Source organism: Cellulosimicrobium sp. E-16 (assembly GCF_049913115.1).
Classification (GTDB): domain Bacteria; phylum Actinomycetota; class Actinomycetes; order Actinomycetales; family Cellulomonadaceae; genus Cellulosimicrobium.
The window spans coordinates 2,031,188-2,056,791 of sequence record NZ_CP183974.1; the positions used below are offsets into that span (position 1 = coordinate 2,031,188).

General features: G+C 74.0%; 28 protein-coding genes. 18 read left to right on the forward strand and 10 right to left on the reverse strand.

Annotated features, from left to right (window positions below):
- Positions 1–11: 11 nt before the first annotated feature.
- From ACN9MS_RS08910 to ACN9MS_RS08935, 6 genes are all read left to right on the forward strand, one after another.
- Positions 12–689 (forward strand): signal peptidase II, encoded by a 678-nt coding sequence (locus ACN9MS_RS08910; protein WP_426311583.1) that lies wholly within the window; start codon positions 12–14, stop codon positions 687–689.
- The gene (locus ACN9MS_RS08915) at positions 686–1,618 is read left to right on the forward strand and encodes an RluA family pseudouridine synthase (protein ID WP_426311584.1); all 933 of its coding nucleotides are present in this window, start codon (positions 686–688) and stop codon (positions 1,616–1,618) included. Before ACN9MS_RS08910 ends, ACN9MS_RS08915 begins: the two co-directional genes overlap by 4 nt.
- Positions 1,615–2,136: a GNAT family N-acetyltransferase gene (locus tag ACN9MS_RS08920; RefSeq protein ID WP_426311585.1), complete on the forward strand. Its 522-nt coding sequence runs from the start codon at positions 1,615–1,617 to the stop codon at positions 2,134–2,136. Before ACN9MS_RS08915 ends, ACN9MS_RS08920 begins: the two co-directional genes overlap by 4 nt.
- A 121-nt stretch (positions 2,137–2,257) precedes the next feature.
- Positions 2,258–5,797: a DNA polymerase III subunit alpha gene (dnaE, locus tag ACN9MS_RS08925; protein ID WP_426311586.1), complete on the forward strand. Its 3,540-nt coding sequence runs from the start codon at positions 2,258–2,260 to the stop codon at positions 5,795–5,797.
- 5 nt (positions 5,798–5,802) lie between these two features.
- Positions 5,803–6,318 carry an NUDIX domain-containing protein gene (locus ACN9MS_RS08930; RefSeq protein WP_426311587.1) on the forward strand — a complete coding sequence of 172 codons (516 nt, stop codon included), beginning with the start codon at positions 5,803–5,805 and terminating at the stop codon, positions 6,316–6,318.
- 85 nt (positions 6,319–6,403) lie between these two features.
- Entirely contained in the window at positions 6,404–6,808 is a 405-nt protein-coding gene (locus tag ACN9MS_RS08935; RefSeq protein WP_426311588.1) for a pyridoxamine 5'-phosphate oxidase family protein, read from the forward strand.
- Positions 6,809–6,817: 9 nt separating this feature from the next.
- On the opposite strand, the gene ACN9MS_RS08940 is transcribed toward ACN9MS_RS08935, so the two are convergent.
- The gene (locus tag ACN9MS_RS08940; protein ID WP_426311589.1) at positions 6,818–7,054 is read right to left on the reverse strand and encodes an RNA-binding S4 domain-containing protein; all 237 of its coding nucleotides are present in this window, start codon (positions 7,052–7,054) and stop codon (positions 6,818–6,820) included.
- Between the two features lie 119 nt (positions 7,055–7,173).
- Between ACN9MS_RS08940 and hisD the strand changes: the two genes are divergently transcribed.
- Entirely contained in the window at positions 7,174–8,499 is a 1,326-nt protein-coding gene (hisD, locus tag ACN9MS_RS08945; RefSeq protein WP_426311590.1) for a histidinol dehydrogenase, read from the forward strand.
- A 5-nt stretch (positions 8,500–8,504) separates the two neighbouring features.
- Positions 8,505–8,975 (forward strand): GNAT family N-acetyltransferase, encoded by a 471-nt coding sequence (locus ACN9MS_RS08950; protein WP_426311591.1) that lies wholly within the window; start codon positions 8,505–8,507, stop codon positions 8,973–8,975.
- Between the two features lie 16 nt (positions 8,976–8,991).
- Here the strand turns inward: ACN9MS_RS08950 and ACN9MS_RS08955 are convergent, their stop codons facing one another.
- The 3 genes from ACN9MS_RS08955 to ACN9MS_RS08965 form a co-directional block, all read right to left on the reverse strand.
- Complete coding sequence (locus tag ACN9MS_RS08955) at positions 8,992–11,241, reverse strand: RecQ family ATP-dependent DNA helicase (RefSeq protein ID WP_426311867.1); 2,250 nt, start codon at positions 11,239–11,241, stop codon at positions 8,992–8,994.
- A gap of 342 nt (positions 11,242–11,583) precedes the next feature.
- On the reverse strand, positions 11,584–12,615 hold the full coding sequence (adhP, locus tag ACN9MS_RS08960) for an alcohol dehydrogenase AdhP (RefSeq protein WP_426311592.1): 1,032 nt from the start codon (positions 12,613–12,615) through the stop codon (positions 11,584–11,586).
- A 118-nt stretch (positions 12,616–12,733) separates the two neighbouring features.
- Positions 12,734–13,165, reverse strand: a complete 432-nt coding sequence (locus ACN9MS_RS08965; protein WP_426311593.1) for a hypothetical protein — start codon at positions 13,163–13,165, stop codon at positions 12,734–12,736.
- Positions 13,166–13,311: 146 nt separating this feature from the next.
- Between ACN9MS_RS08965 and ACN9MS_RS08970 the strand changes: the two genes are divergently transcribed.
- The 7 genes from ACN9MS_RS08970 (at position 13,312) to ACN9MS_RS09000 (ending at position 18,512) form a co-directional block, all read left to right on the forward strand.
- Entirely contained in the window at positions 13,312–13,881 is a 570-nt protein-coding gene (locus tag ACN9MS_RS08970; protein ID WP_426311594.1) for a Rieske (2Fe-2S) protein, read from the forward strand.
- 104 nt (positions 13,882–13,985) lie between these two features.
- Entirely contained in the window at positions 13,986–15,149 is a 1,164-nt protein-coding gene (locus ACN9MS_RS08975; RefSeq protein ID WP_426311595.1) for a histidinol-phosphate transaminase, read from the forward strand.
- Positions 15,146–15,745 (forward strand): imidazoleglycerol-phosphate dehydratase HisB, encoded by a 600-nt coding sequence (hisB, locus tag ACN9MS_RS08980; protein WP_074810064.1) that lies wholly within the window; start codon positions 15,146–15,148, stop codon positions 15,743–15,745. The genes ACN9MS_RS08975 and hisB overlap by 4 nt, the downstream gene beginning before the upstream one ends.
- The gene (locus tag ACN9MS_RS08985; protein WP_378232547.1) at positions 15,742–16,254 is read left to right on the forward strand and encodes a hypothetical protein; all 513 of its coding nucleotides are present in this window, start codon (positions 15,742–15,744) and stop codon (positions 16,252–16,254) included. Before hisB ends, ACN9MS_RS08985 begins: the two co-directional genes overlap by 4 nt.
- Positions 16,251–16,958: an imidazole glycerol phosphate synthase subunit HisH gene (hisH, locus tag ACN9MS_RS08990; RefSeq protein WP_426311596.1), complete on the forward strand. Its 708-nt coding sequence runs from the start codon at positions 16,251–16,253 to the stop codon at positions 16,956–16,958. Before ACN9MS_RS08985 ends, hisH begins: the two co-directional genes overlap by 4 nt.
- Before the next feature lie 85 nt (positions 16,959–17,043).
- A complete protein-coding gene (gene priA / locus ACN9MS_RS08995) occupies positions 17,044–17,775 on the forward strand; it encodes a bifunctional 1-(5-phosphoribosyl)-5-((5-phosphoribosylamino)methylideneamino)imidazole-4-carboxamide isomerase/phosphoribosylanthranilate isomerase PriA (protein ID WP_378232549.1) in 732 nt (243 codons plus the stop codon).
- Positions 17,772–18,512 carry an SseB family protein gene (locus ACN9MS_RS09000; RefSeq protein ID WP_378232550.1) on the forward strand — a complete coding sequence of 247 codons (741 nt, stop codon included), beginning with the start codon at positions 17,772–17,774 and terminating at the stop codon, positions 18,510–18,512. The genes priA and ACN9MS_RS09000 overlap by 4 nt, the downstream gene beginning before the upstream one ends.
- A 25-nt stretch (positions 18,513–18,537) precedes the next feature.
- Here ACN9MS_RS09000 and ACN9MS_RS09005 read toward each other — a convergent pair whose 3' ends face one another.
- The 6 genes from ACN9MS_RS09005 to ACN9MS_RS09030 all read right to left on the reverse strand — a co-directional run bounded on the left by ACN9MS_RS09005 (position 18,538) and on the right by ACN9MS_RS09030 (position 23,383).
- The gene (locus ACN9MS_RS09005) at positions 18,538–19,065 is read right to left on the reverse strand and encodes a hypothetical protein (RefSeq protein ID WP_426311597.1); all 528 of its coding nucleotides are present in this window, start codon (positions 19,063–19,065) and stop codon (positions 18,538–18,540) included.
- A 91-nt stretch (positions 19,066–19,156) separates the two neighbouring features.
- The gene (locus tag ACN9MS_RS09010) at positions 19,157–19,942 is read right to left on the reverse strand and encodes a S1C family serine protease (protein WP_426311598.1); all 786 of its coding nucleotides are present in this window, start codon (positions 19,940–19,942) and stop codon (positions 19,157–19,159) included.
- Positions 19,939–20,421 (reverse strand): hypothetical protein, encoded by a 483-nt coding sequence (locus ACN9MS_RS09015; protein ID WP_426311599.1) that lies wholly within the window; start codon positions 20,419–20,421, stop codon positions 19,939–19,941. The genes ACN9MS_RS09010 and ACN9MS_RS09015 overlap by 4 nt, the downstream gene beginning before the upstream one ends.
- 365 nt (positions 20,422–20,786) lie before the next feature.
- A complete protein-coding gene (locus ACN9MS_RS09020) occupies positions 20,787–21,158 on the reverse strand; it encodes a DUF1844 domain-containing protein (RefSeq protein ID WP_371861946.1) in 372 nt (123 codons plus the stop codon).
- A 130-nt stretch (positions 21,159–21,288) separates the two neighbouring features.
- On the reverse strand, positions 21,289–22,803 hold the full coding sequence (locus ACN9MS_RS09025; protein WP_426311600.1) for a catalase: 1,515 nt from the start codon (positions 22,801–22,803) through the stop codon (positions 21,289–21,291).
- 115 nt (positions 22,804–22,918) lie between these two features.
- Entirely contained in the window at positions 22,919–23,383 is a 465-nt protein-coding gene (locus tag ACN9MS_RS09030) for a Fur family transcriptional regulator (protein ID WP_426311601.1), read from the reverse strand.
- Positions 23,384–23,811: 428 nt separating this feature from the next.
- Here ACN9MS_RS09030 and infC point away from each other — a divergent pair, with 428 nt between their 5' ends.
- The 3 genes from infC to rplT all read left to right on the forward strand — a co-directional run bounded on the left by infC (position 23,812) and on the right by rplT (position 25,574).
- Positions 23,812–24,816, forward strand: a complete 1,005-nt coding sequence (infC, locus tag ACN9MS_RS09035) for a translation initiation factor IF-3 (RefSeq protein WP_426311868.1) — start codon at positions 23,812–23,814, stop codon at positions 24,814–24,816.
- 109 nt (positions 24,817–24,925) lie between these two features.
- The gene (rpmI, locus tag ACN9MS_RS09040; RefSeq protein ID WP_047233980.1) at positions 24,926–25,120 is read left to right on the forward strand and encodes a 50S ribosomal protein L35; all 195 of its coding nucleotides are present in this window, start codon (positions 24,926–24,928) and stop codon (positions 25,118–25,120) included.
- 67 nt (positions 25,121–25,187) lie between these two features.
- Positions 25,188–25,574 (forward strand): 50S ribosomal protein L20, encoded by a 387-nt coding sequence (gene rplT, locus ACN9MS_RS09045; protein ID WP_024840664.1) that lies wholly within the window; start codon positions 25,188–25,190, stop codon positions 25,572–25,574.
- Positions 25,575–25,604: the final 30 nt, after the last annotated feature.

Consider the following 25,604-nt stretch of genomic DNA (forward strand, 5'->3'; position numbering starts at 1 on the left):
ACTTGCCGCCGATGTCCACCTCCGCGCGCCCCGAGCCCACCGAACCCGCTGACGCCGTCGCCGGCACCGATCCCGGCACCGCGTCCGGCACCGACACCAGCACGGCACGCCCCGGTCCGCGGCGCGTGCTGGTGGTCTGGACCGTCGTCCTCGCCGCCCTCGTCCTGGTGCTCGACCAGCTCACCAAGTGGTGGGCCGAGTCCAGCCTGACGCTCGGCGACGACACGATCCCGCTCCTGGGCTCCCTCCTGGGGCTCCGGCTCATCTACAACCCCGGTGCGGCGCTCTCGATCGCGACGGGGATGACCTGGCTCCTGACGATCGTCGTCGTCGCCGTGGTGGTCGTCATCGTGCGCATGGTGAGCCGGATCGGCTCGCGCGCCTGGGCGGTCGCGCTCGGGCTGCTGCTCGGCGGTGCGCTGGGGAACCTCGTGGACCGGTTCTTCCGCGAGCCCGGCTTCGCGCGCGGCCACGTGGTCGACTTCATCGCCTACGCGAACTGGTTCGTCGGCAACGTCGCGGACATCGCGATCGTCGCCGCCGCGGTGATGATCGCCGTGCTCTCGGTGCTCGGCATCGGGCTGGACGGGACGCGCCACGGGAGTGACGCGACTCCGGAGGCGGACGCCGAGCCAGCGGCCGAGCCTGGCCCGACGACAGCGCGCGCCGAGGGCGAGGAGGAGCGGTGAGCCTCCGCTCCCTCCCGGTCCCGGACGGTCTCGCCGGCGAGCGGGTCGACGCCGGCCTGTCCCGCCTCCTCGGCCTCTCCCGGACCCGCGCGGCGGAGCTCGCGGCGGGCGGTGCCGTCCGCCTCGACGGCCGGGAGGTCGGCAAGTCCGACCGGCTCGTCCCGGGGGCGTGGCTCGAGGTCGACGTGCCCGACGCCGCACCGGCGGCGGTCGAGGTCGTCGCCGAGCCCGTGCCAGGCATGGGCATCGTCTACGACGACGACGACGTCGTGGTCGTCGACAAGCCCGTCGGCGTGGCCGCGCACCCGTCGCCCGGCTGGACCGGCCCGACCGTCGTCGGCGCGCTCGCCGCGGCGGGCTACCGGATCTCCACGTCCGGCGCCGCCGAGCGCCAGGGCATCGTGCACCGCCTCGACGTCGGCACGTCGGGCCTCATGGTCGTCGCGAAGAGCGAGGTCGCGTACACGGCTCTCAAGCGCGCCTTCAAGGAGCGCACGGTCGAGAAGGTCTACCACGCGCTCGTCCAGGGACACCCGGAGCCGACGACCGGGACCATCGACGCGCCCATCGGGCGCCACCCGAGCGCCGACTGGAAGTTCGCGGTGACCGCGGAGGGCAAGCCCTCGGTCACGCACTACGAGGTCCTCGAGATGCTGCCCGCGGCCTCGCTCGTCGAGGTGCACCTCGAGACGGGGCGCACGCACCAGATCCGCGTCCACTTCTCGGCGCTGCGCCACCCGTGCGTCGGCGACCTCACCTACGGCGCCGACCCCGTGCTGGCCTCTCGCGTCTCCCTGACCCGCCAGTGGCTCCACGCCGTCCGCCTCGGGTTCGAGCACCCGACGACGGGGCAGTGGCTCGAGCTGACGAGCGAGTACCCCGAGGACCTCGCGCACGCGCTCGAGGTCCTGCGGGGGGCGTACGCGTGAGCGCCGCCGTCCCCGGTGCGGGCACGGGCCGGCTCGTCGTCGAGCGCGTGGTCGACGACGCCGGTCTCGCCGCCGCGCACGCGCTGCGGCTCGCCGTGTTCGTCGACGAGCAGGGCGTGCCCGTCGAGGAGGAGATCGACGACCTCGACACCGCGGCGACGACGACGCACGTCCTGGTGCGCGACCGCCGGCAGGACGGCGCGGTCGTCGGCACGGGACGCCTGCTCACGGACCCGGCGCACCCGGGCGAGGTCCACGTCGGCCGGGTGGCGGTGGCCGCGTCCGCGCGCGGCACGGGCGCGGGCGCCGCGGTGATGCGCGCCCTGGAGGAGATCGCGCTCGCCGAGCACGCGGCGTCGGGCCTCGACGGGCGCCGCGCGGTGCGCGTCCTGCTGTCCGCCCAGGTCCAGGCGATCGGGTTCTACGAGCGCCTCGGCTACGTGGTGTCCGGTCCCGTCTACCTCGACGCGGGGATCGACCACCGCGACGCCGCGAAGACCCTCACGACCGACGCCTGAGGCGCTCGCGGACGCGGACTCAGAGTCGCCTCCGGGCCGGCGACGACGACTGTGCGACGTGGCACACCGGAGACCGCCGAGGGTGCCTGGATGCGTGGGTGGGGCGACTTAGGATCGGTGCATGCCGACCGCCGCAGAGGACTTCGTCCACCTCCACGTCCACACCGAGTACTCGATGCTGGACGGCGCGGCGCGGATCGGGGACCTGTTCGACGAGGTCGAGCGGCTGGGCCAGAAGGCGATCGCGACGACGGACCACGGGTACGTGTTCGGGGCGTTCGAGTTCTGGTCCCGCGCGCAGGCCAAGGGCATCAAGCCGATCATCGGCGTCGAGGCGTACATCACGCCGGGCACGAGCCGGTTCGACCAGACGCGCGTGCGGTTCGGGCAGCAGGGGCAGGAGTCCGACGACGTCTCGGCGCGCGGTGCGTACACGCACATGACGCTCCTCGCCAAGGACAACGAGGGGCTGCACAACCTGTTCCGGGCGTCGTCGCTGGCCTCGCTGGACGGGCAGATGGGCAAGTGGCCCCGCATGGACCGCGACCTGCTCCAGACCTACGGCAAGGGCCTGATCGCGACGAGCGGCTGCCCGTCGGGGGAGATCCAGACGCGCCTGCGGCTCGGCCAGTGGGACGAGGCGGTCCGGACGGCGGGCGAGCTCCAGGACGTCTTCGGGCGCGAGAACTTCTACGTCGAGCTCATGGACCACGGTCTCGACATCGAGACCCGGGTCACGCAGGACCTGCTGCGGCTCGCGGAGACGATCGGCGCGCGGCTCGTCGCGACGAACGACCTGCACTACGTGCGCGAGGACGACGCGTCGAGCCAGGAGGCCCTGCTCGCGATCAACTCGGGCTCGACGCTCGACGACCCCGACCGGTTCAAGTTCGACGGGACCGGCTACTACGTGAAGTCGGCGGCGGAGATGCGTCGCGTTTTCGCGGAGCTGCCCGAGGCGTGCGACAACACGCTGCTCATCGCCGAGCAGTGCGAGGTGTCGTTCGACACGAAGGCGAACTACATGCCGCGGTTCCCCGTCCCCGACGGCGAGGACGAGACGAGCTGGTTCGTCAAGGAGATCGAGCGCGGGCTGCACCGCAGGTACCCGAACGGGATCCCCGACGCGTCGCGCAAGCAGGCGCAGTACGAGACCGAGGTCATCATCCAGATGGGCTTCCCGGGGTACTTCCTCGTGGTCGCCGACTTCATCAACTGGGCCAAGGAGCAGGGCATCCGCGTCGGGCCGGGCCGTGGCTCGGCGGCCGGGTCGATGGCCTCCTACCTCATGGGGATCACCGAGCTCGACCCGCTCGAGCACGGCCTGATCTTCGAGCGGTTCCTCAACCCCGAGCGCGTGTCGATGCCCGACGTCGACGTCGACTTCGACGAGCGTCGGCGCGGGGAGGTCATCCGGTACGTCACGGAGAAGTACGGGGACGACCGCGTCGCCCAGATCGTCACCTACGGCACGATCAAGGCCAAGCAGGCCCTCAAGGACTCGGCGCGCCTCCTGGGTTTCCCCTTCGCGATGGGCGAGAAGCTCACCAAGGCGATGCCCCCCGCCGTCATGGGCAAGGACATCCCGCTGTCCGGGATCTTCGACCCGAAGCACGATCGCTACCCCGAGGCGGCGGAGTTCCGCCAGCTCCACGACACGGACCCCGAGGCGCAGCGCGTCGTCGAGCTCGCGCGCGGCATCGAGGGCCTGAAGCGGCAGTGGGGCGTGCACGCCGCGGGCGTCATCATGTCGAGCGACCCGCTCATCGACATCATCCCGATCATGCGCCGCCCGCAGGACGGCGCCGTCATCACGCAGTTCGACTACCCGACGTCCGAGGGCCTCGGGCTCATCAAGATGGACTTCCTCGGGCTGCGCAACCTGACGATCCTCGACGACGCGCTCGAGAACATCGAGATGAACGGCAAGGACCCGATCGAGATCGAGTCGTTGACGCTCGACGACAAGGCGTCCTACGACCTCCTGGCGCGCGGCGACACGCTGGGGGTGTTCCAGCTCGACGGCGGGCCGATGCGCGCGCTGCTGCGCCAGATGAAGCCGGACAAGTTCGACGACCTCTCGGCCGTCATCGCGCTGTACCGCCCGGGCCCCATGGGCATGAACTCGCACACGAACTACGCGCTGCGCAAGAACGGCCTCCAGAAGATCGAGCCGATCCACCCGGAGCTCGAGCAGCCGCTCGCGGAGATCCTCGACGAGACCTACGGGCTCATCGTCTACCAGGAGCAGGTGCAGCGCGCCGCGCAGATCCTCGCCGGGTACTCGCTCGGCCAGGCCGACCTGCTGCGTCGTGCGATGGGCAAGAAGAAGAAGGAGATCCTCGACAAGGAGTTCGTGCCCTTCCAGGCCGGCTGCCGGGAGCGCGGGTACTCCGACGGCGCGATCCAGGCCGTCTGGGACACCCTGGTCCCGTTCGCGGGCTACGCGTTCAACAAGGCGCACTCGGCGGGGTACGGCCTGGTCGCGTACTGGACGGCGTTCCTCAAGGCGAACTACCCGACCGAGTACATGGCGGCGCTCCTCCAGAGCGTGCGGGACGACAAGGACAAGCTCGCCCTGTACCTCAACGAGTGCCGGCGCATGCACATCACGGTGCTCCCGCCCGACGTGAACGACTCGGCGGCGAAGTTCACGGCCGTGGGCAACGACATCCGCTTCGGCCTCACGGGCGTGCGCAACGTCGGCGCGAACGTCGTCGACGCGATCATCCGGACGCGCGAGGAGAAGGGCGCGTTCACGTCGTTCACCGACTTTCTCGACAAGGTGCCGGCGGTCGTCTGCAACAAGCGCACCATCGAGTCGCTCATCAAGGCGGGCGCGTTCGACTCGCTCGGCCAGGCGCGGCGCGCGCTGCTCGTCGTGCACGAGCAGGCCGTCGACTCGGTCATCAGCGTCAAGCGCAAGGAGGCGGAGGGGCAGTTCGACCTGTTCGCCGACTTCGGCGGGGGCGACGACGAGGACGGGCTGTCGTTCTCGGTCGACGTGCCGGACCTGCCGGACTGGGACAAGAAGCAGCGGCTCGCGTTCGAGCGCGAGATGCTCGGCCTCTACGTGTCCGACCACCCGCTCTCGGGGCTGGAGCACGTGCTCACGCGGGCGGCGGACACCGGCATCGCGAACCTGCTCGCCGACGAGGGGCGCCCGGACGGGTCGACCGTCGTGATCGCGGGCCTGGTGACGTCGCTCCAGCGCAAGATGAGCAAGAACGGCAACCCGTGGGCGGCGGTGACCATCGAGGACCTCGAGGGCGCCGTGGAGGTCATGTTCTTCGGGGAGACGTACCTCGCCTACTCCACGATCCTCGCCGAGGACCAGGTGGTCGTGCTGCGCGGTCGCGTCCGGCGTCGCGACGACACGATGCAGCTCCAGGCCATGGAGGTGTCGCTGCCGGACATCACCGTGGGCGCGGAGTCGCCGCTCGCCGTCAAGGTGTCCCACACGCGCTGCGTGGAGCCGATCATCGTCCGCCTGCGGGAGGTGCTGGCGACCCATCCCGGGTCGGCGGAGGTCCACGTCCAGGTGCTGGAGCCGGGCAAGACGACGATCGTGCGCGCGGGTGACGGGCTGCGCGTCGAGAAGTCTCCGGCGCTGTTCGGCGACCTCAAGGCCCTGCTCGGGCCGTCGTGCCTGGTCGGCTGACCCGGATGACGGAGGAGGTCGTCGGCGGTGCCGCCAGCGCGTCGTGGGACGACGGCTCGGCGTCGCACCGGTTCCGGGTCGTGCCCGCGGCGTACGTGCTGCTGCGTCGCGGCGACGAGGTGCTGCTCCAGCTCCGGCGGGGCACGGGCTACCGGGACGGGTTCTGGGCCGCTGCGGCGGCCGGGCACGTCGAGCCCGGGGAGTCGGTCGTGGCGGCCGCGGCGCGCGAGGCGCGCGAGGAGCTGGGCGTCGAGATCGCGCCCGCGCACCTGCGGCCCCTCACCGTGCTGCACCGTGGCGTGCCCGGAGGACCGGCGCTCGAGCAGCGCGCCGACTTCTTCTTCACGGCCGACGCCTGGGACGGCGACGCGGTGCTCCAGGAGCGGGACAAGGCGGCCGACCTGCGGTGGTTCGCGCTCGACGACCTTCCGGACCCTGTCGTCCCGCACGAGCTCCACGTCCTGCGGGCACTGCGAGAGGGCGCGGTGCCGCCGATCATGACCTTCGGGTTCGACACCTGACACCGGCGCCCGGCCGCGCACGCACCGGGCGTCCGGTGACCGGGCGCCCGCGGCGCCCGGCGACGGAACCCGTAGGCTCGACGCCGTGATCCGCCTGAACCCCGAACAGCTCGTCTTCGTCACCGAGCGCCACCTGGCGACGCTCACCACGCTCCGCGCCGACGGCACGCCGCACGTCGTCCCCGTCGCCTTCACGTGGGACGCCGGCGCGGGCGTGCTGCGCATCACGACCAACCGTGCCTCGGTCAAGGCCCGCAACGCGCGCCTCCCGGGGGCGGACGGCGGGGCGCCCCGTGCGGCGGTGTGCCAGGTCGAGGGCGGCCGGTGGATCACGCTCGAGGGCACGATCGAGGTCGTCGAGGACGCGGCCGAGGTGGCGGACGCCGTCGTGCGGTACGGCCGTCGCTACCGGGCGCTCTCCCCGAACCCCGAGCGTGTCGTGCTGCGGCTCACGCCCGACAAGGTCATGGCCTCGACCTACATGGCCTGAGGGGTCCGCTCAGGCGACGGTCGCGCTCTCGGTCCCCTGCGGGTGGTCGACCGAGACGACGTCGCCGCGGTGCAGCTGGCGACCGCGGCGCATGTCGACCTCGCCGTTGACGCGGACCTCGCCCTCGGTGACGAGCTCGCGGGCCTCGGCACCGGACTCGGCGAGGCCGGCGAGCTTGAGGAACTGCCCGAGGCGGATGACGTCGTCGGAGATCTCGACCGGGCGGGCGTCGTGAGGGGCGTTCATGCCGCCCATTCTCCCCGCCCCTGCGGGGTGGGCGCGACGCGGCGTGCCGGGACCCAAGCCGGCCGACCGGTGGGCGAAACGCCTCGTCGCGGGATCGCCCTGGCTCCTAGACTCGACCCATGATCACCCGCATCGATCTTCGAGGACGTTCCCTGTCCGCCCGCGAGCTCGTCGAGACCCTGCCGCGCGCAGAGCTCGGCGTCGAGGACGCGGCGCATCGGGTCGCCCCGATCGTCGAGGCGGTCCGCGCGCGCGGCGCGGAGGCGCTGCGCGAGTACGCCGAGCGGTTCGACGGCGTGCGGCCGGAGCACCTGCGCGTCCCCGGCGACGCGCTCGCCGACGCGCTCGCGCGCCTCGACCCGGACGTCCGGGCGGGACTGGAGGAGGCGATCCGTCGGGTGCGGCTGGTGCACGCCGCCCAGCGCCCGCAGGACTTCACGGTGGAGATCGGGCCCGGCGCGCAGGTCCGCCAGCGCTGGGTGCCCGTGCGCCGCGTCGGGCTCTACGCGCCCGGCGGCCTCGCGGTCTACCCGTCCTCCGTGGTGATGAACGTCGTCGCGGCCCAGGAGGCGGGCGTCCGCAGCCTCGCGGTCGCGTCGCCGCCCCAGAAGGAGAACGGCGGCCTGCCGCACCCGACGATCCTCGCGGCGTGCGCGCTGCTCGGGGTCGACGAGGTCTACGCGGTGGGCGGCGCGCAGGCCGTGGCGATGTTCGCGTACGGCGCGGCGGGCAGCGAGCCGCAGGACGGGGACGTGCTCTGCGAGCCGGTCGACGTCGTGACCGGACCAGGGAACGTCTACGTGGCCGCGGCGAAGCGGCTCGTCCGTGGCGTCGTCGGGATCGACGCCGAGGCGGGTCCCACGGAGATCGCGATCCTCGCCGACGGCACCGCCGACCCGGGGCACGTCGCGGCCGACCTCATCAGCCAGGCCGAGCACGACCCGCTCGCGGCGGCCGTCCTCGTCACGCCGTCCGTCGAGCTCGCCGCCGCGGTCGAGGCGCGCCTCGCGGACCTCGTGACGGCCACGAAGCACGCGGCACGCGTCGCGCAGTCGCTCGCCGGTCCGCAGTCCGCGATCGTGCTCGTGGACGATCTCGAGCAGGGTCTCCAGGTGGTCGACGCCTACGGCGCGGAGCACCTCGAGATCCAGGCGGAGGGTGCCGCGGCGCTCGCGGAGCGCGTGACGAGCGCGGGCGCGATCTTCGTCGGCCCGTGGTCGCCCGTCTCGCTCGGCGACTACATGGCCGGATCGAACCACGTGCTCCCGACCGGCGGCTGCGCGCACTTCTCGAGCGGTCTCGGGGTGCACAGCTACGTCAAGGCGGTCCAGGTCATCGAGTACGACCGCGAAGCCCTCGAGGAGCTGGCGGACCGGATCGTCGCCGTCGCGAACGACGAGGACCTCCCCGCGCACGGCGAGGCGGTGCGGGCGCGGTTCCTGTGACGGTCGTGCGCGAGGATCGTGCGCCGGTGCGGCGCGCGGTCTCGCGCGACGCCGACGACCTCGTCACCCTGCGCGTCCACCTCATGCGCGCGATGGGGGAGGCGGACGCCGACGACCGTGCCTGGCAGCACCGGGCGAGGGAGTGGTTCGCCTGGATGCTCGGCACCGACGACGTCGTGGCCTTCGTCGTCGACGGACCGGGTCAGGTCGTGGCATGCGCGCTCGCCGAGCTGCACCGGTCGGTGCCGTCGGCGCGGAACCCGCACGGCACGTCGGCGCACCTGTCGAACGTCTGCACGGTCCCCGGAGAGCGAGGTCAGGGCTACGCGCGTGCGTGCGTCGTCGCGGCCCTCGACTGGGCGCGCGCGAGCGGGGCCGACTCGGTCTCCCTGCACGCCACGGCCGACGGCGAGTCGCTGTACCGCGCGCTGGGCTTCGTCGACACGACGTACACGGAGCTGCGCCTCCGGTGGTGACTCGGCCCCCGCCGCCTCAGCGCACGCCGAGGACGAACGGGTGCACGGCTGCCGCGCCCGCCTGGCGTAGCAGGCGCGCCGCGACCGTGAGCGTCCAGCCCGACTCGGTGTAGTCGTCGACGAGGAGCACGCGCCGACCGGCCAGCCCGGCCCGTGCGGCGTCCGACAGCTCGAGCTGCAACCGGCCGGCGACGCCCGCGAGGCGTGTCGCGGAGTTCACGTCGTGCCGCCCCGGCTCCTCGCGCCCCGGGACGGGGCCGACGGCGCCGATGAGCGGCATGCCGAGATAGCTCGCGAGCCCGTTCGCGAGGTGGAAGGTGAGGCGCGGGCGGGTCGCGGAACGCACCGCGACGACACCGTCGACCAGCAGTCGCCGCTCCGGTCCGCTCGCCGCACCGTCCTCGCCGGCGTCCGTCGCAGGCTCGGTCTGCGCGGCGGTCTCGTACAGCTCCGGCCACTCGTCGAGCACCCGTGCGGCCGCGCGCCGGAGCGCGACGGGCGTGTCGCCGTCGGGCGTCGCGGGGGCGAAGAGCTCGCGCAGCGGGGCGGACCAGCCGAGCCCGTCGAGCCGCGCGACGGCACGCCCGGTCTCCGCGAGCTCGTTGGCGCCGAGACGACCGTGCAGGTCCAGCCCCAGGCGGTCCATGCCGCTCGGCCACTGGCGGCGCGCGACGACCTCGACCCCGGGACGGTCCATGTCGGCGCGCGCGGCGGCGACGGCCTCGGCGTCGGGCAGCGCGGGCAGCGTCACGCCGCCGCACGTGTCGCAGCGCCCGCACCGCCACCCGTCCTCGAGCTCCGGGTCGTCGAGCGCGGCGCGCAGGAACGCCATGCGGCACCCGTCCGTCGCCTCGTAGTCGAGCATCGCCTGCTGCTCGGCCGTGCGCGTCGCGTCGACCCGCTCGTAGCGCTCCGCGTCGTAGGTCCACGGCTCGCCCGTGGCCTCCCAGCCGCCCTTGACACGCCGGACGGCGCCGTCGACGTCGAGGACCTTGAGCATGCCCTCGAGGCGCGACCGCTTGAGGTCCACCTGCGTCTCGAGCTGCGCGACGGACTGCGTGCCGCCCGAGCCCAGCGCGTCGAGCGTCGTGCGGACCTGGGCCTGCGGCGGGAACGCGGTCGACGCGAACCACTCCCAGATGCGCCGGTCCTCCTCGCCGGGCAGCAGCACGACGACGGCGGAGTCGACGCCACGACCCGCGCGCCCGACCTGCTGGTAGTAGGCGATGGGGGAGCTCGGCGCGCCGAGGTGCACGACGAACGCGAGGTCGGGCTTGTCGAAGCCCATCCCGAGCGCCGAGGTCGCCACGAGCGCCTTCACCCGGTTCTCCTTGAGATCCTCCTCCAGGCGCTCGCGCTCGGCCGGGTCCGTCTGGCCCGTGTACGACGCGACGGCGAGACCTGCGGCGCGGAGCTGGCTCGCGACCTGCTCGGCCGCGGAGACGGTGAGGCAGTAGACGATGCCCGAGCCGTCGACGTCCTGGAGCGCCTCGACGAGCCACGCGACGCGCGTCGGCTGGTCGGGCAGCCGCAGGACGGCGAGGTGGAGCGACTCGCGGTCGAGCCCGCCGCGCAGCACGAGCACGTCCTCGTGCCCGGCCTCGCCGTCGGTGCCGCCGGCGGCGTGCGCCGCGGTCACCCCGAGCTGCTCGGCGACGTCCGCGGTCACGCGCGCGTTCGCCGTCGCGGTCGTCGCGAGCACGGGGATGCCGGGCGGCAGGTCGGCGAGCAGCGTGCGGATGCGCCGGTAGTCCGGACGGAAGTCGTGGCCCCAGTCCGAGATGCAGTGCGCCTCGTCGATGACGACGAGGCCGGCGTCGGCCGCGAGGCGAGGGAGCACCTCGTCGCGGAAGCCGGGGTTGTTGAGCCGCTCGGGCGAGCAGAGCAGCACGTCGACCTCACCGGCCGCGATCGCCCGGTGGACGTCGTCCCACTCCGTGACGTTGGCCGAGTTGATGGTCACGGCCTTGATCCCCGCCCGGGCCGCGGCCGAGATCTGGTCGCGCATGAGCGCGAGGAGCGGGGAGACGATGACGGTCGGCCCGGCACCGCGGTCGCGCAGCAGACGCGTGGCCACGAAGTACACCGCGGACTTGCCCCACCCGGTGCGCTGCACGACGAGCGCGCGGCGCCGGAACGCCACGAGGGCCTCGATCGCGCGCCACTGGTCCTCGCGCAGCGCCGCGTCGTCGCGCCCGACGAGCGCGCGCAGCGCGGTCTCGGCGTCCTCGCGCAGCGACTGCCCGTCGAGCAGGCCGCGCAGCATGGCGAGCTTGGCCCGCTTGGCGGCCTCCCCGCCGTCGGGCGCCGCGGCGGGGGCGCCACCGTCGACCGGGGTCGCGGCGCGCGGCGCGGCGACCGCGGGCTGCTCCGTCTCCGGCGCGGGCCCCGACGGCGCGCCTCCGGCCCACGGGTCGCCGGACGGGTCGGCGGGCTCGTCGAGCGGCGGCTCGTCGGCCGGGTCGAAGGGCAGGTCGGCGTACGGGTCGGTGGGGCTCACCCGCACGATCGTAGGCGCACCCGCCGACCCTCGGGTCGTCGTGCACAGGCCGCTGCCCGCGAACCCCGGGGCAGGGTCGCGGGCTGCGAGAGTCGAGGGCGCCGGGCGTCAGGAGCGCATGTCCATGACCACGCGCCCGTCGATCCTGCCCTCCTCCATCTCCGAGAAGATCGCGTTGATGTCGGCGAGCGGGCGCACCGTGTACGTCGGGCTGATCTTCCCGCGGGCGAAGAAGTCGAGCGCCTCCGCCATGTCCTTGCGCGTCCCGACGATCGACCCGCGCACGGTCAGCCCGAAGAGCACGGTCGTGAAGATGTCGAGGGGGAACTTCTCCGGCGGGAGCCCGACGAGCGAGACCGTGCCGCCGCGGCGCAGCGCACCCACGGCCTGGGGGAACGCGTGCGCGTTGACGGCGGTGACGAGCGCGCCGTGCACGCCGCCGCCCGTCTGCTCCTGGATCTCGGCCGCGGCGTCGGGCGACGTGGCGGCGTTGACCGTGACCTCCGCGCCGTGCTTGCGCGCCAGGGCGAGCTTCTCGTCGTCCACGTCCACCGCGGCGACGCGGCGGCCCATCGCGACCGCGTACTGCACCGCGATGTGCCCGAGGCCGCCGATCCCGGAGATCAGCACCCACTCACCGGGCTGCGTGTCGGTCACCTTGAGCCCCTTGTAGACGGTGACCCCGGCGCAGAGGATCGGGCCGACGGCGGACAGGTCGACCCCGTCCGGGACCACCGGGCAGTAGCGCGAGTCGACGAGCATGTACTGGCCGAACGAGCCGTCGACGGAGTAGCCGCCGTTCTTCTGGTTCGGGCACAGGGTCTCCCACCCCGTCTCGCAGTACTCGCACTCGCCGCACGCGCTCCACAGCCACGCGTTGCCGACCGTGTCGCCGACCTGGACGCGCGTCACCTGGTCACCGACGGCGACGACCGTGCCGACGCCCTCGTGGCCGGGCACGAACGGCGGTGCGGGCTTGACGGGCCAGTCGCCGTGCGCGGCGTGCAGGTCCGTGTGGCACACGCCGGTGTAGTCGACCTTGACGAGGGCCTCGTGCGGCCCGGGGGTGGGGACCTCGAGCTCGTCGACGCTCAGCGGGTCTGCGAAGGAGTGGACGACGGCGGCACGCATGGTGGGCATGACGATCACCTCGGTTGCTCGGGGAGAGTGGCGGCCGGACCGTGCCGGCGGTCCTGCCTCGTCCTCGACGCTACGCGCGCCGGGGAGGGTCGGCGCGGTGAGCGGCGGGATCGACGACTCAGGGCCGTGCGGCTCGTGACCTTCGCCTCTCCACGACGAGGGCGAGCGTCCCGGCGACCACGACGACCCACTCGCTCACCGCGGCGAGGACCTGCTGCGTCCCGCCGACGGTCTCGTTCACGCCGAAGAAGCCCACGGTCGTCGACAGGTAGAACGCGGCGAGGGTCAGCGCCCCGAAGCCGACCGCGCCGAGCAGCGGCAGCCAGTGTCGCCACACGAGGACGAGGAGGCCGAGGACGAGCCCCGCGACGGCGTTGAGCGCGAAGAGCGGGCCGACGACGTCGATGTCGCGGTACCCCTCGACGAACAGGACCAGGTGCACGTCGGCGGAGAGCAGCAGCCCGGCGGCGGTCAGCCCGCGCAGGACCCACGCACCGAGCGCGCGGCCCTCGCGCACGGGTGGTGTCGGCGGCACCGTGGTCTCGGACATCGTCGTCTCCTCCGCCTCGCGCGGTCGGGGCGCGTGCTCCCGTACCCCGGTGCTTCAATGGAACCGCCGACGGCGACATCCCGCGCGCCGGGCGGCCCGGGCGGGTCGAGGCCCGTCCGTCTACGCCCCGCGCAAGGAGGCCGGACATGGACGCACCGCACCCCGCCGTCTCCCCGGGCGATGCACCCGACACCCGCGGCGCCACGCCCAGCGCCCCCCTCGACGCCACCCGCACCCGGCGCCCCGGCCCGGTCCTGCGCGTCCCGCGCGGGGCGACGCCGACGCGGCGGGTCGTCCTCGCCGGGTCGGGAGCGGGCGCCGCGCTCGCGCTGCTCGCGGCGTGCGGCGGTGGCCCCGCGGGGACGCAGGACGACGGGACGACCGGCGGTGGGGGTTCCGGGGGCGACGGGCCCGACGTCGGTCCCGGTCAGGCGCTCGCGAGCGTCGACGACGTCCCGGTCGGCGGGGCGCTCGCGGTCACCGTGGACGGCGCCCCGCTGCTGGTCACGCAGCCCGAGGAGGGGACGTTCGCGGCCTTCAGCGCGATCTGCACCCACCAGGGGTGCACGGTCGCGCCCGGGGACGGCGAGCTCCTCTGCCCGTGCCACGCCTCCCGCTACGACCTCGCGACCGGCGCCGTGCTCGGCGGGCCCGCGCCGTCGCCCCTGCCCGAGGTGCCCGTGACGGTCGACGGCGGCGAGGTCACCTCGGCCTGACGCGGCGGCCCGGGCCCGAGCGCCCCGGGTGTGGCGTCAGGCGCCGCTGCCCGCGTGCCGGACGTCACCGACGCCGGTGCGCGCGCGGTTCGTAGACTGTCCGGGTGACCCCACCCTCCGTCGCGGGACGGCCCCTGCTCCCGCTGCGCCCCGAGCTCGCCGGCGTCGAGCCGTACGGCGCGCCGCAGCTCGACGTCCCGGTCCTGCTCAACGTCAACGAGAACCCGCACGCGCCGAGCGAGGCCGTCGTCGCGACGATCACGCAGGCCGTGCGCGACGCCGCCGCGGGCCTCAACCGCTACCCCGACCGCGACTTCCTCGGCCTGCGCGCCGACCTCGCGGCGTACCTCGGCACGGAGTCCGGCGTCGTGCTCGAGGCCGAGCAGCTCTGGGCCGCCAACGGGTCGAACGAGATCATGCTCCACGTGCTCCAGGCGTTCGGCGGCCCGGGACGCACCGCCGTCTCCTTCGCCCCGACGTACTCGATGTACCCGGAGTACGCGCGCGACACCCACACCGCGTGGGTCGTCGGGCGCCGCGCCGAGGACTTCACGCTCGACCCCGAGCACGCGCGCGAGGTGGTCGCGCGCGAGCAGCCCTCCGTCGTCCTGCTCGCGAGCCCCAACAACCCGACCGGCACCGCGCTGCCCGCCACGACCGTCGAGGCGGTCTGCGAGGCGGCGCTCGCGGTCCGGGTCCCGCTCCCCGACGGGCAGGAGGCGCCCGCCGTCGTGGTGGTCGACGAGGCGTACGGCGAGTTCCGCCGCGCCGGCACGCCCTCCGCGCTCGAGCTGCTCGACCGGTTCCCGAACCTCGCGGTGACGCGCACGATGTCCAAGGCGTTCGCGCTCGCGGGCGCCCGGGTGGGCTACCTCGCGGCGTCGCGCAACCTCGTCGACGCGCTCCGGGTCGTCCGCCTCCCGTACCACCTGTCGGCCGTGACCCAGGCCGTCGCGCGTGCGGCCCTCGCGCACTCGGGCGAGCTGCTCGCGCAGGTCTCGGAGCTGCGCGCGCGCCGCGACGAGACCGTCGCGTGGCTGCGCTCGCTCCGCCACGCGGACGGGCGCCCGCTCGACGTCGCCGACTCGGACGCCAACTTCGTCCTGTTCGGCACGTTCGAGGACCGGCACGCGGTCTGGTCGGCGATGTTGGAGCGGGGCGTGCTCATCCGGGAGACTGGTCCCGACGGCTGGCTGCGGGTGTCGATCGGCACCGGCGAGGAGATGCGGGCCTTCCGACAGGCCCTCGTGGAGGTGGCAGGACTGTGAAGCGCACCGCGCGCATCGAGCGCGCGACGTCCGAGTCGAGCGTGCTCGTCGAGCTCGACCTCGACGGGTCGGGGGTCACCGAGATCTCGACGACCGTCCCGTTCTACGACCACATGCTGACGGCGCTGGGCAAGCACTCGCTCATCGACCTCAAGGTGGTCGCGACGGGGGACACCCACATCGACGCGCACCACACGGTGGAGGACGTCGCGATCACGATCGGCGAGGCGCTGCGCGTCGCGCTCGGCGACAAGGTGGGCATCGGGCGCTTCGGCGACGCGACGGTCCCGCTCGACGAGGCGCTCGCGCTCGCCGTCGTCGACGTGTCCGGGCGCCCCTACCTCGTGCACTCGGGCGAGCCGGAGGGCCAGGAGTACCACCTCATCGGCGGACACTTCACGGGCTCCCTGACGCGCCACGTGCTCGAGTCGATCGCGCACCACGCGGGCATCTGCATCCACGTGCGCGTCCTCGCGGGCCGCGACCCGCACCACATCGTCGAGGCGCAGTTCAAGGCGCTCGCCCGCGCGCTGCGCGCCGCGGTGGCCCCCGACCCGCGCGTCGAGGGCGTCCCGTCCACGAAGGGGGCACTGTGAGCACGCACGGCGACGACGCGCTGGACGGCGTCGAGATCCCGGACGACCTCTCGTCCCTCACGGGTCCCGCGGCGCCCGACCTCGTCGCGCTCATCACGCAGATCGCCGGGGCCGAGCCCCTCGCCGCCGCGTGCTCGCTCGCGCAGGTCGAGGCGGACGTCGTGCCGACCGACGTGGGCGCCGTCGCGGTCCTGCGCGACACGGGCGGCGACGCCCCCGCGCACGCCGCCGCCGCGCTGACCACCCTGGTCAAGGGCGTCCCGCTCGTGCTCGTCGTGCGCAGCGGCGAGCAGCTCACCATGACGCGCTGGGCCGACGGCGCCGTGGGCGACCAGCTCGCCCCGGGCCTCGTGCTCGGCGGCGCGCCGGAGGCGCTCGAGGACCTGCTCACCGGCACGACGACGCTCGCCGACCTGGACGGCGTCGTCGCGAGCTCGTCCATCTCGCGCTGGAAGGCGATGCGCCTGCTCACGTCGGCCGCGCGCCGCGCTCGGAAGGACGGCGCATGACCGTGCCCACCGCTCCGGGCGTCTCCCCTCAGGCGGTCACGGAGCCGACGGCGTCGACTGCGCGCCGCCCGTCCGTCGTCGTGCTCGACTACGGCTTCGGCAATGTCCGGTCGGCCGTGCGCGCGCTCGAGCGCGTCGGCGCGGACGTCGAGCTCACCGCGGACCGCGCGCGCGCCCAGGACGCGGACGGCCTCGTCGTCCCGGGCGTCGGCGCGTTCGCCGCGGTCATGGCGGGCCTGCGCGGCGTCCGCGGCGACGAGCTCGTCGGACGCCGCCTCGCCGGCGGCCGCCCCGTGCTCGGCATCTGCGTGGGCATGCAGGTCATGTTCGACCAGGGCGACGAGCACGGCACCCTGACCGACGGGCTGGGGGAGTGGGCCGGCCTCGTGGATCGGCTCGAGGCGGACGTCGTGCCGCACATGGGCTGGGACACGGTGGACGTCCCCGAGGGCAGCGTCCTGTTCCGCGGCGTCGAGGATGAGCGCTTCTACTTCGTCCACTCCTACGCGGCCCGGTCCTTCACGACAGGCCAGGACCTGCCTGCGGACTCACCGATCCGGCGACCGCTCGTCACGTGGTCCGACCACGGCGGCCGGTTCGTCGCGGCCGTCGAGAACGGGCCGCTGTCCGCCACGCAGTTCCACCCCGAGAAGTCGGGCGACGCCGGCGCGACCCTGCTCGAGAACTGGGTCCGCTCGCTCTGACCGACCCGGACGCCGGGTCCCCGCACACCCGGCGCACACCCGCTGCGGCGCACGCGACGCGCCACCGACACCGATGGAGAACCCCGTGACCGACCGCCTCGTGCTGCTCCCCGCCGTCGACGTCGCCGACGGCCAGGCCGTCCGCCTCGTCCAGGGCGAGGCCGGCTCCGAGACCTCGTACGGCGACCCGCTCGCCGCCGCGCTCGACTGGCAGTCGGGCGGTGCGGAGTGGATCCACCTCGTGGACCTCGACGCCGCGTTCGGCCGAGGCTCCAACGCGGAGCTGCTCGCCGACGTCGTCGCGCGCCTCGACGTCCAGGTCGAGCTCTCCGGCGGGATCCGCGACGACGCGTCGCTCGAGCGCGCGCTCGCCACCGGCGCGCGGCGCGTCAACCTCGGCACCGCGGCGCTCGAGAACCCCGAGTGGACGGCCAAGGTCATCGCGGAGCACGGCGACGCGATCGCCGTCGGCCTCGACGTGCGCGGCACCACGCTGGCCGCGCGCGGGTGGACGCAGGAGGGCGGTGATCTCTGGGAGGTCCTCGACCGCCTCGAGGCGGCCGGGTGCGCGCGCTACGTCGTCACGGACGTGACCAAGGACGGCACGCTGCGCGGCCCGAACATCGACCTCCTGCGCGACGTCGCGGCGCGCACGGACGCGCCGGTCGTCGCGTCGGGCGGCATCTCGAGCCTCGCCGACCTCGAGGCGCTGCGCTCGCTCGTCCCGGCGGGCGTCGAGGGCGCGATCGTGGGCAAGGCCCTCTATGCGGGCGCGTTCACGCTGCCCCAGGCGCTCGACGTCGCGGGCCGGCCGTGACGGTGGGCCCGGACTCACCGGGGAAGGCGCTCCCGCCGTCGTCCGGGTTCGCGGGCGACGACGGGTCGGCCGACCCGGCGCTGGCCGCGCTGCTCGCCGCCTACGCCGCGGGGTCGGCCCCGCTGGCCGACGTCGTCGCGCGGCTCGGTGAGACGCGCGTGCTCGTCCCGATCCTCGCCGAGCTCGAGAGCGCGGGCGAGGGCGAGCACGGGCATACGGTCGACAAGGAGGCCTCCGCCGGGGTCGTCGCGATCGAGGCGCCGGACGGGCGCCGCGCGCTCCCGGTGTTCACGTCGGTCGCGGCGATGTCCGCGTGGCGCGCGAGCGCGCGCCCCGTCCCCGTCGACGCTCGTCGCGCGGCGCTGTCCGCCGTGAGCGAGGACTGGTCGCTGCTCGTCCTCGACCCGGGCGGCCCCGTGACGGCGCTCGTGCCGCGACCTGCCGTGTGGGCGCTCGCGCAGGGCAAGGAATGGTCGCCAGCGGTCGTCGACGGGACCGTCGTCCCCGAGGTGGTCGCGGCGGTCCAGGGCGCTCTCGCCGGGATCCCGCACGTCGCGCGGGTCTGGGCGGAGCCGGGACGGCGCGCTGAGGTGGCCGTCGTGCTGCGCATCGACGCAGGGCTGGACCGGGCGGGGCTCGACGCCGTGCTCGGTCAGGTCAACGCCGCGCTCGCGACGGACGCCGTCGTGTCGGAGCGCGTCGACGGGCTCGAGCTGCGCGTCGGCCGCGCCGACTGACCGGTCCCGCCGCGTGCCGGGTGGCTCAGCGGCGGCGCAGGCGGCTCAGACCCCACGCGAGCGCGGCCGAGAACGCGACGACCGCGCCGAGGGCCTGCCCGCCGAGGATCACGCGGTTGAGGTCGAGCGCGGGCTGCCAGCGCACGCCCTCGTCGTCGACGACGTAGACGCCCTTGGCGACGACGCGGACCCCGAAGCCGCCACCGCCGCCCGAGCCCTCGCCGCCCGCCTCGCCGCCGGCGTTGCCCGACCCGGGGTCGGACGAACCGCCTGCGTCGGGTGCCGTCGACGCCGGCTCTGCCTCCGGAGCGGGGGCCGCGGCCGCCCCGACGCGGCGGCGCCAGTCGGCGGCCCCCTTGCCGGAGAGCTCTCCCGCACCGGAACCCCAGCCCGAGCCGGTGCCGCCCCAGACGGTCGCGACGGGGATGACGAGCGTGCCGTCTCGCTCGTAGGACTCTCCGAAGACGCGACGCACGGTGAGCGTGTCGCGTGCTGCGTGGGTGATGTGCGCCGGGTCGACGGGGGGCGTGTCCGAGCTCGCGTGTGTGCTCATGGCAGGAAGGGTAGACCCGGGGTCAAGGGTGCGCGCGGGGGCGCCTCGGCGGATCGCGTCGGGGACCCGCGACCTGCCGCAGCAGGACCGGTCAGGCGTCGCACTCCGGGAGGGCGGTGAACGCCGACTCGTCGCCGAGCATCGTCTGGAGCGTGCTCACCGGGACGAGCAGCGACTTGTCGGTCGACGTCTTGGCGTAGACGACGCCGATCACCTCGCCGGCGTCGTTGAGCGCGGCGGACCCGGAGCTCCCCGGCTCGACCGGGGCGTCGGTGACGAGCACCTCGCCGAGGTTCTCGTGCAGCGGGTCCGTCGTCGTCCCGATGACGGAGCCCTGCGTCACCGTGAGCCGGCCGCCCTCGGGGTAGCCCACGACCGTCACCGGGTCGCCCGGCGCCGGGTCGGCCGCCGCGAGGGTCGGTGCCGACGGGAGGTCCTCCGACGTCCGGACGATCGCGAGGTCCGCGAGGCCGGCCACGCTCGCGGTCTGGGCCGCGATGTCGCGGCCGTCGTAGGTGAGGAGCTGCAACGAGCGCGACGAGTCGACCACGTGCTTGTTGGTGATGAGCGTGCGCGAGTCCACGGCGAACCCCGAGCCGGTCGACAGCCCGTCGCAGCGCACGTTGCGGATGCGCACGGCCATGCGTCGGACGGCGTCGAAGCCGTCGGGCGAGAGGTTCTCGGACCCCGCCGGGTCGTCGGGCGCGACGAGGGACGGGACGACCGAGTCCGGTACGGGCTCGGGGAGCTCCGGCAGGACGCCGCACGCCGCGAGCGGGCCGGCGAGCAGGGCCACGGAGACGAGCGGCGCGACGACGCGCCCCACGGTGCGCCGAGCCATGCCCTCGGCGGTCGGCCCGGTTCGGCGCCGCGTCATCCGGCGAGCTCCTGCTGGAGCTGGGCGTTCGCGTCCGTGGCCTCCTGGCACAGCAGGTCGACCTGGTCGGCGAACCGCTCCAGGTCGGCGGGGTCGTACGCGTCACGGTTGTTGAGGTAGCCGATGAGCTGTGTCTGCGCCGTCGTGCACTGGCCGAGCGCGGCCGCGACCTTGCCCGCCGCCTCGGAGACCCGGCTCTGGTAGTCGAGGTACTGCTGGGACGCCTCGTTCTCGTCGCCGAGCTGCGCCTTCTCGTTGGCGAGGTCGCTGATGCGGTCCTGCGCGGCGGTGAGCTGGGTGCGCGCGGACTCGAGCTCCGCGTTCGCGCCGTCGAGCTCGGTCTGGAGCCGGGCGACGTCCTCGCCCAGGCCCCGGGCCTCGCCCTCCCAGTCCGCGCTGGACTCCTGCCAGCGCGTCGTGGTGACCCACAGGTAGGCACCGACCCCCAGGGCGGCCGCGAGGAGGACGGACAGCACCACGATCGCCACCACGGCGCCGCGGCGGCGGCGCGGCGGCGCCGCCGTGCTCCCGACGGCGGACGGTACCTCGTCCGGTCCGGGTGCACCGGTGCCCGGAGCGCCCCCGCTCCGGGGGACGGTGGCCCCGGGGACCGCGCCCGCCCCGAAGGCGCCGGGCGCCGCGCTCGAGGCCGCGTTCGAGGCCGGCCCACGGGGCGCCGCGGAGGCCGGGGCGAACGACGGCGGTCCACCAGCCGACGAGGGTGCGCCCGGGACCGTGGGCGGCGTCGTCCCCCGCGGGACGCTCTCCGGCCGGGTCGGCGACGGCGGCGGACCCGGCGGCGGCTCGGAGGACGCGCCGTGCGGCGGCGGCACCGGGGGAGTGCTCAACTCACGGCGCCCGTGTACTTCTCGCCCGGCCCCTCGCCCGGGGCGTCGGGGTAGACCGACGCCTCGCGGAACGCGAGCTGGAGCGAGCGCAGCCCGTCGCGGAGCGACCGGGCGTGCTGGTTGCCGATGTCGGGAGCGCTGGCCGTCACGAGCGCGGCGAGAGCGTTGATGAGCTTGCGCGCCTCGTCGAGGTCCAGGTGGCCCTGCTCCTGCGCGTCCTCCGCCAGACCGCACTTGACGGCCGCGGCGCTCATGAGGTGGACGGCCGCGGACGTGATGACCTCCACGGCGGCGACGTCGGCGATGTCGCGCACGGCGTCGGCGGCGGGGTCGGGCACGGCGGCGTTCTCGGTACTCATGGCGACCATCTTTCCATCCGGCGGCGGGGGAGCACGCCCCCCGTGATGGACGTGCCGCGACGACGCCGGCCGCCGCCCCCGTAGGGGACGACGGCCGGCGAGGCGGGGTGGCGGCCCGTGACCGCCCCGGACCCGAGACTCAGACGCGCACGGGCTCCGCCGCGGTGCCGGGCTGGCCGCCCTCGACCGGGGCGCCTGTGGCGGCGAGCGCCTCGCGCAGCGCGCCGCCGAGGCTCGCGTCGACGTTCGTCCAGTACGCGATCGCCCGCTCGCGGATCTCGTCGCTGCGCACGGCGCCGACGTGCCCGGTGATCGTCGCGAGGAAGCGGTCCCGCGCGGCGTCGTCGAAGACCTCGCGGTAGAGGGTGCCGGCCTGGCCGAAGTCGTCGTCCTCCGGGTGCAGCGTCGCGGCGGTGCGCGTCAGCTCGCCGTCGGCCTCCCAGCCGGCCGACTCCGCGGCGCGGGCCGGGTCGGCGTGGGCGCCGCCCTGGCTGTTGGGCGCGTAGACCGGCGTGGTCGCCGAGGAGAACGAGTAGCGCATGGCGCCGTCCTTGGCGTACGAGTGGCCGCCCTCGCTCGCCGCGTGCGGAGCGTTCACCGGGAGCTGCGCGTGGTTGGTGCCCACGCGGTACCGGTGCGCGTCGGCGTAGGAGAAGATGCGCGCGAGCAGCATCTTGTCGGGGCTCGTCGCGATGCCCGGCACGAAGTTGCTCGGCGCGAACGTGGCCTGCTCGATCTCGGCGAAGTAGTTCTCGGGGTTGCGGTTGAGCTCCATCACGCCCACCTCGACCAGCGGGTAGTCGGCGTGCGGCCAGACCTTGGTCAGGTCGAACGGGTTGAACCGGTAGGCCTTCGCGTCCTCGTACGGCATGACCTGGACGGAGAGCGTCCAGCGCGGGAAGTCGCCCGCCGCGACGTGCTCGTACAGGTCGCGGATGTGGTGGTCGGAGTCCGACCCGGCGAGCTGCGACGCCTCGTCGGCGGAGAGGTTGTCGATGCCCTGCTGGGTCTTGAAGTGGTACTTGACCCAGAAGCGCTCGCCGGCCGCGTTGATCCACTGGTACGTGTGCGAGCCGAACCCGTCCATGTGGCGCCAGCTCGACGGCAGGCCGCGGTCGCCCATGAGCCAGGTGACCTGGTGCGCCGACTCGGGGGACAGGCTCCAGAAGTCCCACTGCATGTCGTTGTCGCGCAGGTTCGAGCCGGGCAGGCGCTTCTGCGAGCGGATGAAGTCGGGGAACTTGATGCCGTCGCGCAGGAAGAACACGGGCGTGTTGTTGCCGACGAGGTCGTAGTTGCCCTCGGTCGTGTAGAACTTCAGCGCGAAGCCGCGCGGGTCGCGCCACGTGTCGGGGGAGCCCTGCTCGCCGGCGACGGAGGAGAAGCGCGCGAGCATCTCGGTGGTCGTGCCGGGCTGGAAGAGCGCGGCGCGCGTGAAGGCGCTGACGTCGTTCGTCACGGTGAACGTCCCGAAGGCCCCGCCGCCCTTGGCGTGCACGACGCGCTCGGGGACGCGCTCCCGGTTGAACTGGGCGAGCTTCTCGACGAGATAGTGGTCGTGCAGGACGATCGGGCCGTCGGCGCCGACGGTCTGGGCGTGCGCGTCCGAGGCGACGGGTGCGCCGGCGTTCGTGGTGGTGAAGGGGGCGGTCATGGGTCTCCTTCCGTGGGCCGCGATCGCGACCCGTTGGGTGTTCACATACCGGGATCTTCGTGAGAAAACGGGCGCTCTCCAGGTGCGTGGGGCACGGGGAGCGGGGTAGGGGTGGTCAGTCCGCGCAGTCGGGGCAGAGGCCCCAGAACGTCACCTCGGCGGTGTCGATCTGGAACCCCGACGTGCTGGAGGGGGTCAGGCAGGGCGCGTGGCCGACCGTGCAGTCCACGTCGGCGACGGCGCCGCAGCCCCGGCAGACCACGTGGTGGTGGTTGTCGCCGAGGCGGCGCTCGTAGCGCGCCGGGTGGCCCGCGGGCTCGATCCTGCGGACCAGCCCCTTGCCGGTGAGCGTGTGCAGGACGTCGTAGACCGCCTGGACCGAGACGGAGCCGAGCGACGCGCGCGCCGCCCGCAGGACGTCGTCGGCGTCGGCGTGCTGCTGGAGCTCGACCGCGTCGAGCACGGCGAGCCGGGCCGCGGTGACGCGCAGGCCGTGCTCGCGCAGCTCGCCCTCGTGGCGGGCGCGTCGTGGCCCGTCGTCGAGGCTCGTCCCCACGCCGGGCGCCGCTCCTGTCGTCATGGCACCACTCTAACCACGTAGACTGGAAGAGTTCCAATGATGGAGGCGATCCGGAGTTCGGCTCCCGGCCGCGTGCGAGGCCCCGCCCCGCCTCTGCTATCCTTGATGGCTGACCGACTCGTGCGCGTCTCCTCGTCCGGTTTCCGGGCGGCGGGAGGGGTACGAGTGCGCAAGTGGATCTCATCCCACCCGGGTCTCGACCGCCGACGAACGTCGCGACAGAGGCCGGGTCCTGGTCCGGGACGCACCCTTCGGGGACGTCCCGACGTGGTCGTCGCCCGGTGCGACGGCCCGACCTGATGGCCTCCGCCCTGCGCTCAGGGACGGAGGCCTTCTTCGTCCCGGGTGGTCTACCGACGACTTCCTAGGAGCATCACATCAGCGAGCCTCGCATCAACGATCGGATCCGCGTCCCCGAGGTCCGACTCATCGGTCCCGGCGGGGAGCAGGTCGGCGTCGTCCGCACCGAGGTTGCCCTGAGCCTTGCCCAGGACGCGGACCTCGACCTCGTCGAGGTCGCCCCGGACGCCCGGCCCCCCGTCGCCAAGCTCATGGACTTCGGCAAGTTCAAGTACGAGTCCGACATGAAGGCGCGTGAGGCGCGGCGCAACCAGGCGAACACGGTCCTCAAGGAGATCCGCTTCCGCCTGAAGATCGACCCGCACGACTACGGCACCAAGAAGGGCCACGTCGAGCGCTTCCTCGCCGCCGGCGACAAGGTCAAGGTCATGATCATGTTCCGCGGGCGCGAGCAGTCCCGCCCCGAGATGGGTGTGCGTCTGCTCCAGCGCCTCGCGGACGACGTCGCGGAGCTCGGCTTCGTGGAGTCGATGCCGAAGCAGGACGGCCGCAACATGACCATGGTGCTCGGCCCGGTGAAGAAGAAGGCCGACGCCAAGAGCGAGCAGCGCAAGCGGGCGCAGGAGGCCGAGCCCCGGCTGACGAAGTCCGCCCAGCGCGCCGCGGCACGCACGGTCGACGGCCCGGAGGGCGAGGACGTCGACGCGCCCGAGATCGTCGAGGCCACCGAGGCTCCGGCCGTGGAGTCCACCCCGGCCTCCGCCGAGGCGGCCGTGCCGGTCGAGGTGCCGGTCGAGGAGGCACCCGTCGAGGCTCCGGTCGAGGAGGCGCCCGCGCCGAAGGCTGCTCCGGCGCCGAAGGCGGCACCCGCGCCGAAGGCCGCACCCGCGCCCAAGGCTGCCGCCCCGCGCTCGGCGCCCGCGCCGCGTCCGGCCACGGCACCGCGTCCCGCCACCCGACCGGCGGCGGACTCGAAGCCCGCCGCGCCGCGCCCGGCCACCCCCCGTCCGGCACCGGCGGCTCCGTCCGCGCCGGCGTCCAGCGCCAAGCCGGCGGCCCCCAAGCCTGCCGCGCCCAAGCCGAGCGCTCCGCGCCCGGCGCCCAAGCCGGCACCGCGAGGCAAGGCCGGCTGACGGCCGGCAGCACAGACCGACCCTGCTCGGGGTCCGGGCCCACCGGCCAGGACCCGAACACGTCGGCCGCCGCGAGGCGGCTGACCGGACACAAGGAGAGACGGCAGTCATGCCGAAGAACAAGACGCACTCGGGTGCCAAGAAGCGCTTCCGCATCACGGGTACCGGCAAGGTCATGCGCGAGCAGGCCAACGCTCGACACCTGCTCGAGCACAAGGCCACCAAGCGCAAGCGCCGCCTCGCCCAGGACCAGGTGGTCTCGCCCGCCGACGTCAAGACCATCAAGAAGCTGCTCGGCAAGTGACCCGGCAGGTGGCGGAACCCGCCACCGACCGGCTCACCCCTGAGCCCCGAACTGCAAGGAGCATCACGTGGCACGCGTGAAGCGGGCGGTCAACGCCCAGAAGAAGCGCCGTACGACCCTCGAGCGCGCCAGCGGCTACCGCGGCCAGCGCTCGCGCCTCTACCGCAAGGCGAAGGAGCAGGTCACCCACTCCCTCGTCTACTCGTACCGCGACCGCAAGGCGCGCAAGGGCGACTTCCGCAAGCTGTGGATCCAGCGCATCAACGCGGCGTCCCGCGCGCAGGGCCTGACGTACAACCGCCTCATCCAGGGCCTCAAGGCCGCGGGTGTCGAGGTCGACCGTCGCCTGCTCGCCGAGCTCGCGGTCAACGACGTGGCCGCGTTCAACGCGCTCGTCCAGGTCGCCAAGGACGCGCTCCCCGAGGACGTCAACGCGCCGAAGGCCGCAGCCTGACCAGCGCCCCTCGCGCCACGGACGCCCGGA

Coding starts and splice junctions, on each gene's coding strand:
- ACN9MS_RS08910 (WP_426311583.1), top strand. CDS start 12: ATGTCCACCTCCGCGCGCCCCGAGCCCACCGAACCCGCTGACGCCGTC.
- dnaE (WP_426311586.1), top strand. CDS start 2,258: ATGCCGACCGCCGCAGAGGACTTCGTCCACCTCCACGTCCACACCGAG.
- ACN9MS_RS08930 (WP_426311587.1), top strand. CDS start 5,803: ATGACGGAGGAGGTCGTCGGCGGTGCCGCCAGCGCGTCGTGGGACGAC.
- ACN9MS_RS08940 (WP_426311589.1), bottom strand. CDS start 7,054: ATGAACGCCCCTCACGACGCCCGCCCGGTCGAGATCTCCGACGACGTC.
- hisD (WP_426311590.1), top strand. CDS start 7,174: ATGATCACCCGCATCGATCTTCGAGGACGTTCCCTGTCCGCCCGCGAG.
- ACN9MS_RS08955 (WP_426311867.1), bottom strand. CDS start 11,241: ATGCTGCGCGGCCTGCTCGACGGGCAGTCGCTGCGCGAGGACGCCGAG.
- adhP (WP_426311592.1), bottom strand. CDS start 12,615: ATGCCCACCATGCGTGCCGCCGTCGTCCACTCCTTCGCAGACCCGCTG.
- ACN9MS_RS08965 (WP_426311593.1), bottom strand. CDS start 13,165: ATGTCCGAGACCACGGTGCCGCCGACACCACCCGTGCGCGAGGGCCGC.
- ACN9MS_RS08970 (WP_426311594.1), top strand. CDS start 13,312: ATGGACGCACCGCACCCCGCCGTCTCCCCGGGCGATGCACCCGACACC.
- hisH (WP_426311596.1), top strand. CDS start 16,251: ATGACCGTGCCCACCGCTCCGGGCGTCTCCCCTCAGGCGGTCACGGAG.
- ACN9MS_RS09005 (WP_426311597.1), bottom strand. CDS start 19,065: ATGAGCACACACGCGAGCTCGGACACGCCCCCCGTCGACCCGGCGCAC.
- ACN9MS_RS09010 (WP_426311598.1), bottom strand. CDS start 19,942: ATGACGCGGCGCCGAACCGGGCCGACCGCCGAGGGCATGGCTCGGCGC.
- ACN9MS_RS09020 (WP_371861946.1), bottom strand. CDS start 21,158: ATGGTCGCCATGAGTACCGAGAACGCCGCCGTGCCCGACCCCGCCGCC.
- ACN9MS_RS09025 (WP_426311600.1), bottom strand. CDS start 22,803: ATGACCGCCCCCTTCACCACCACGAACGCCGGCGCACCCGTCGCCTCG.
- ACN9MS_RS09030 (WP_426311601.1), bottom strand. CDS start 23,383: ATGACGACAGGAGCGGCGCCCGGCGTGGGGACGAGCCTCGACGACGGG.
- rpmI (WP_047233980.1), top strand. CDS start 24,926: ATGCCGAAGAACAAGACGCACTCGGGTGCCAAGAAGCGCTTCCGCATC.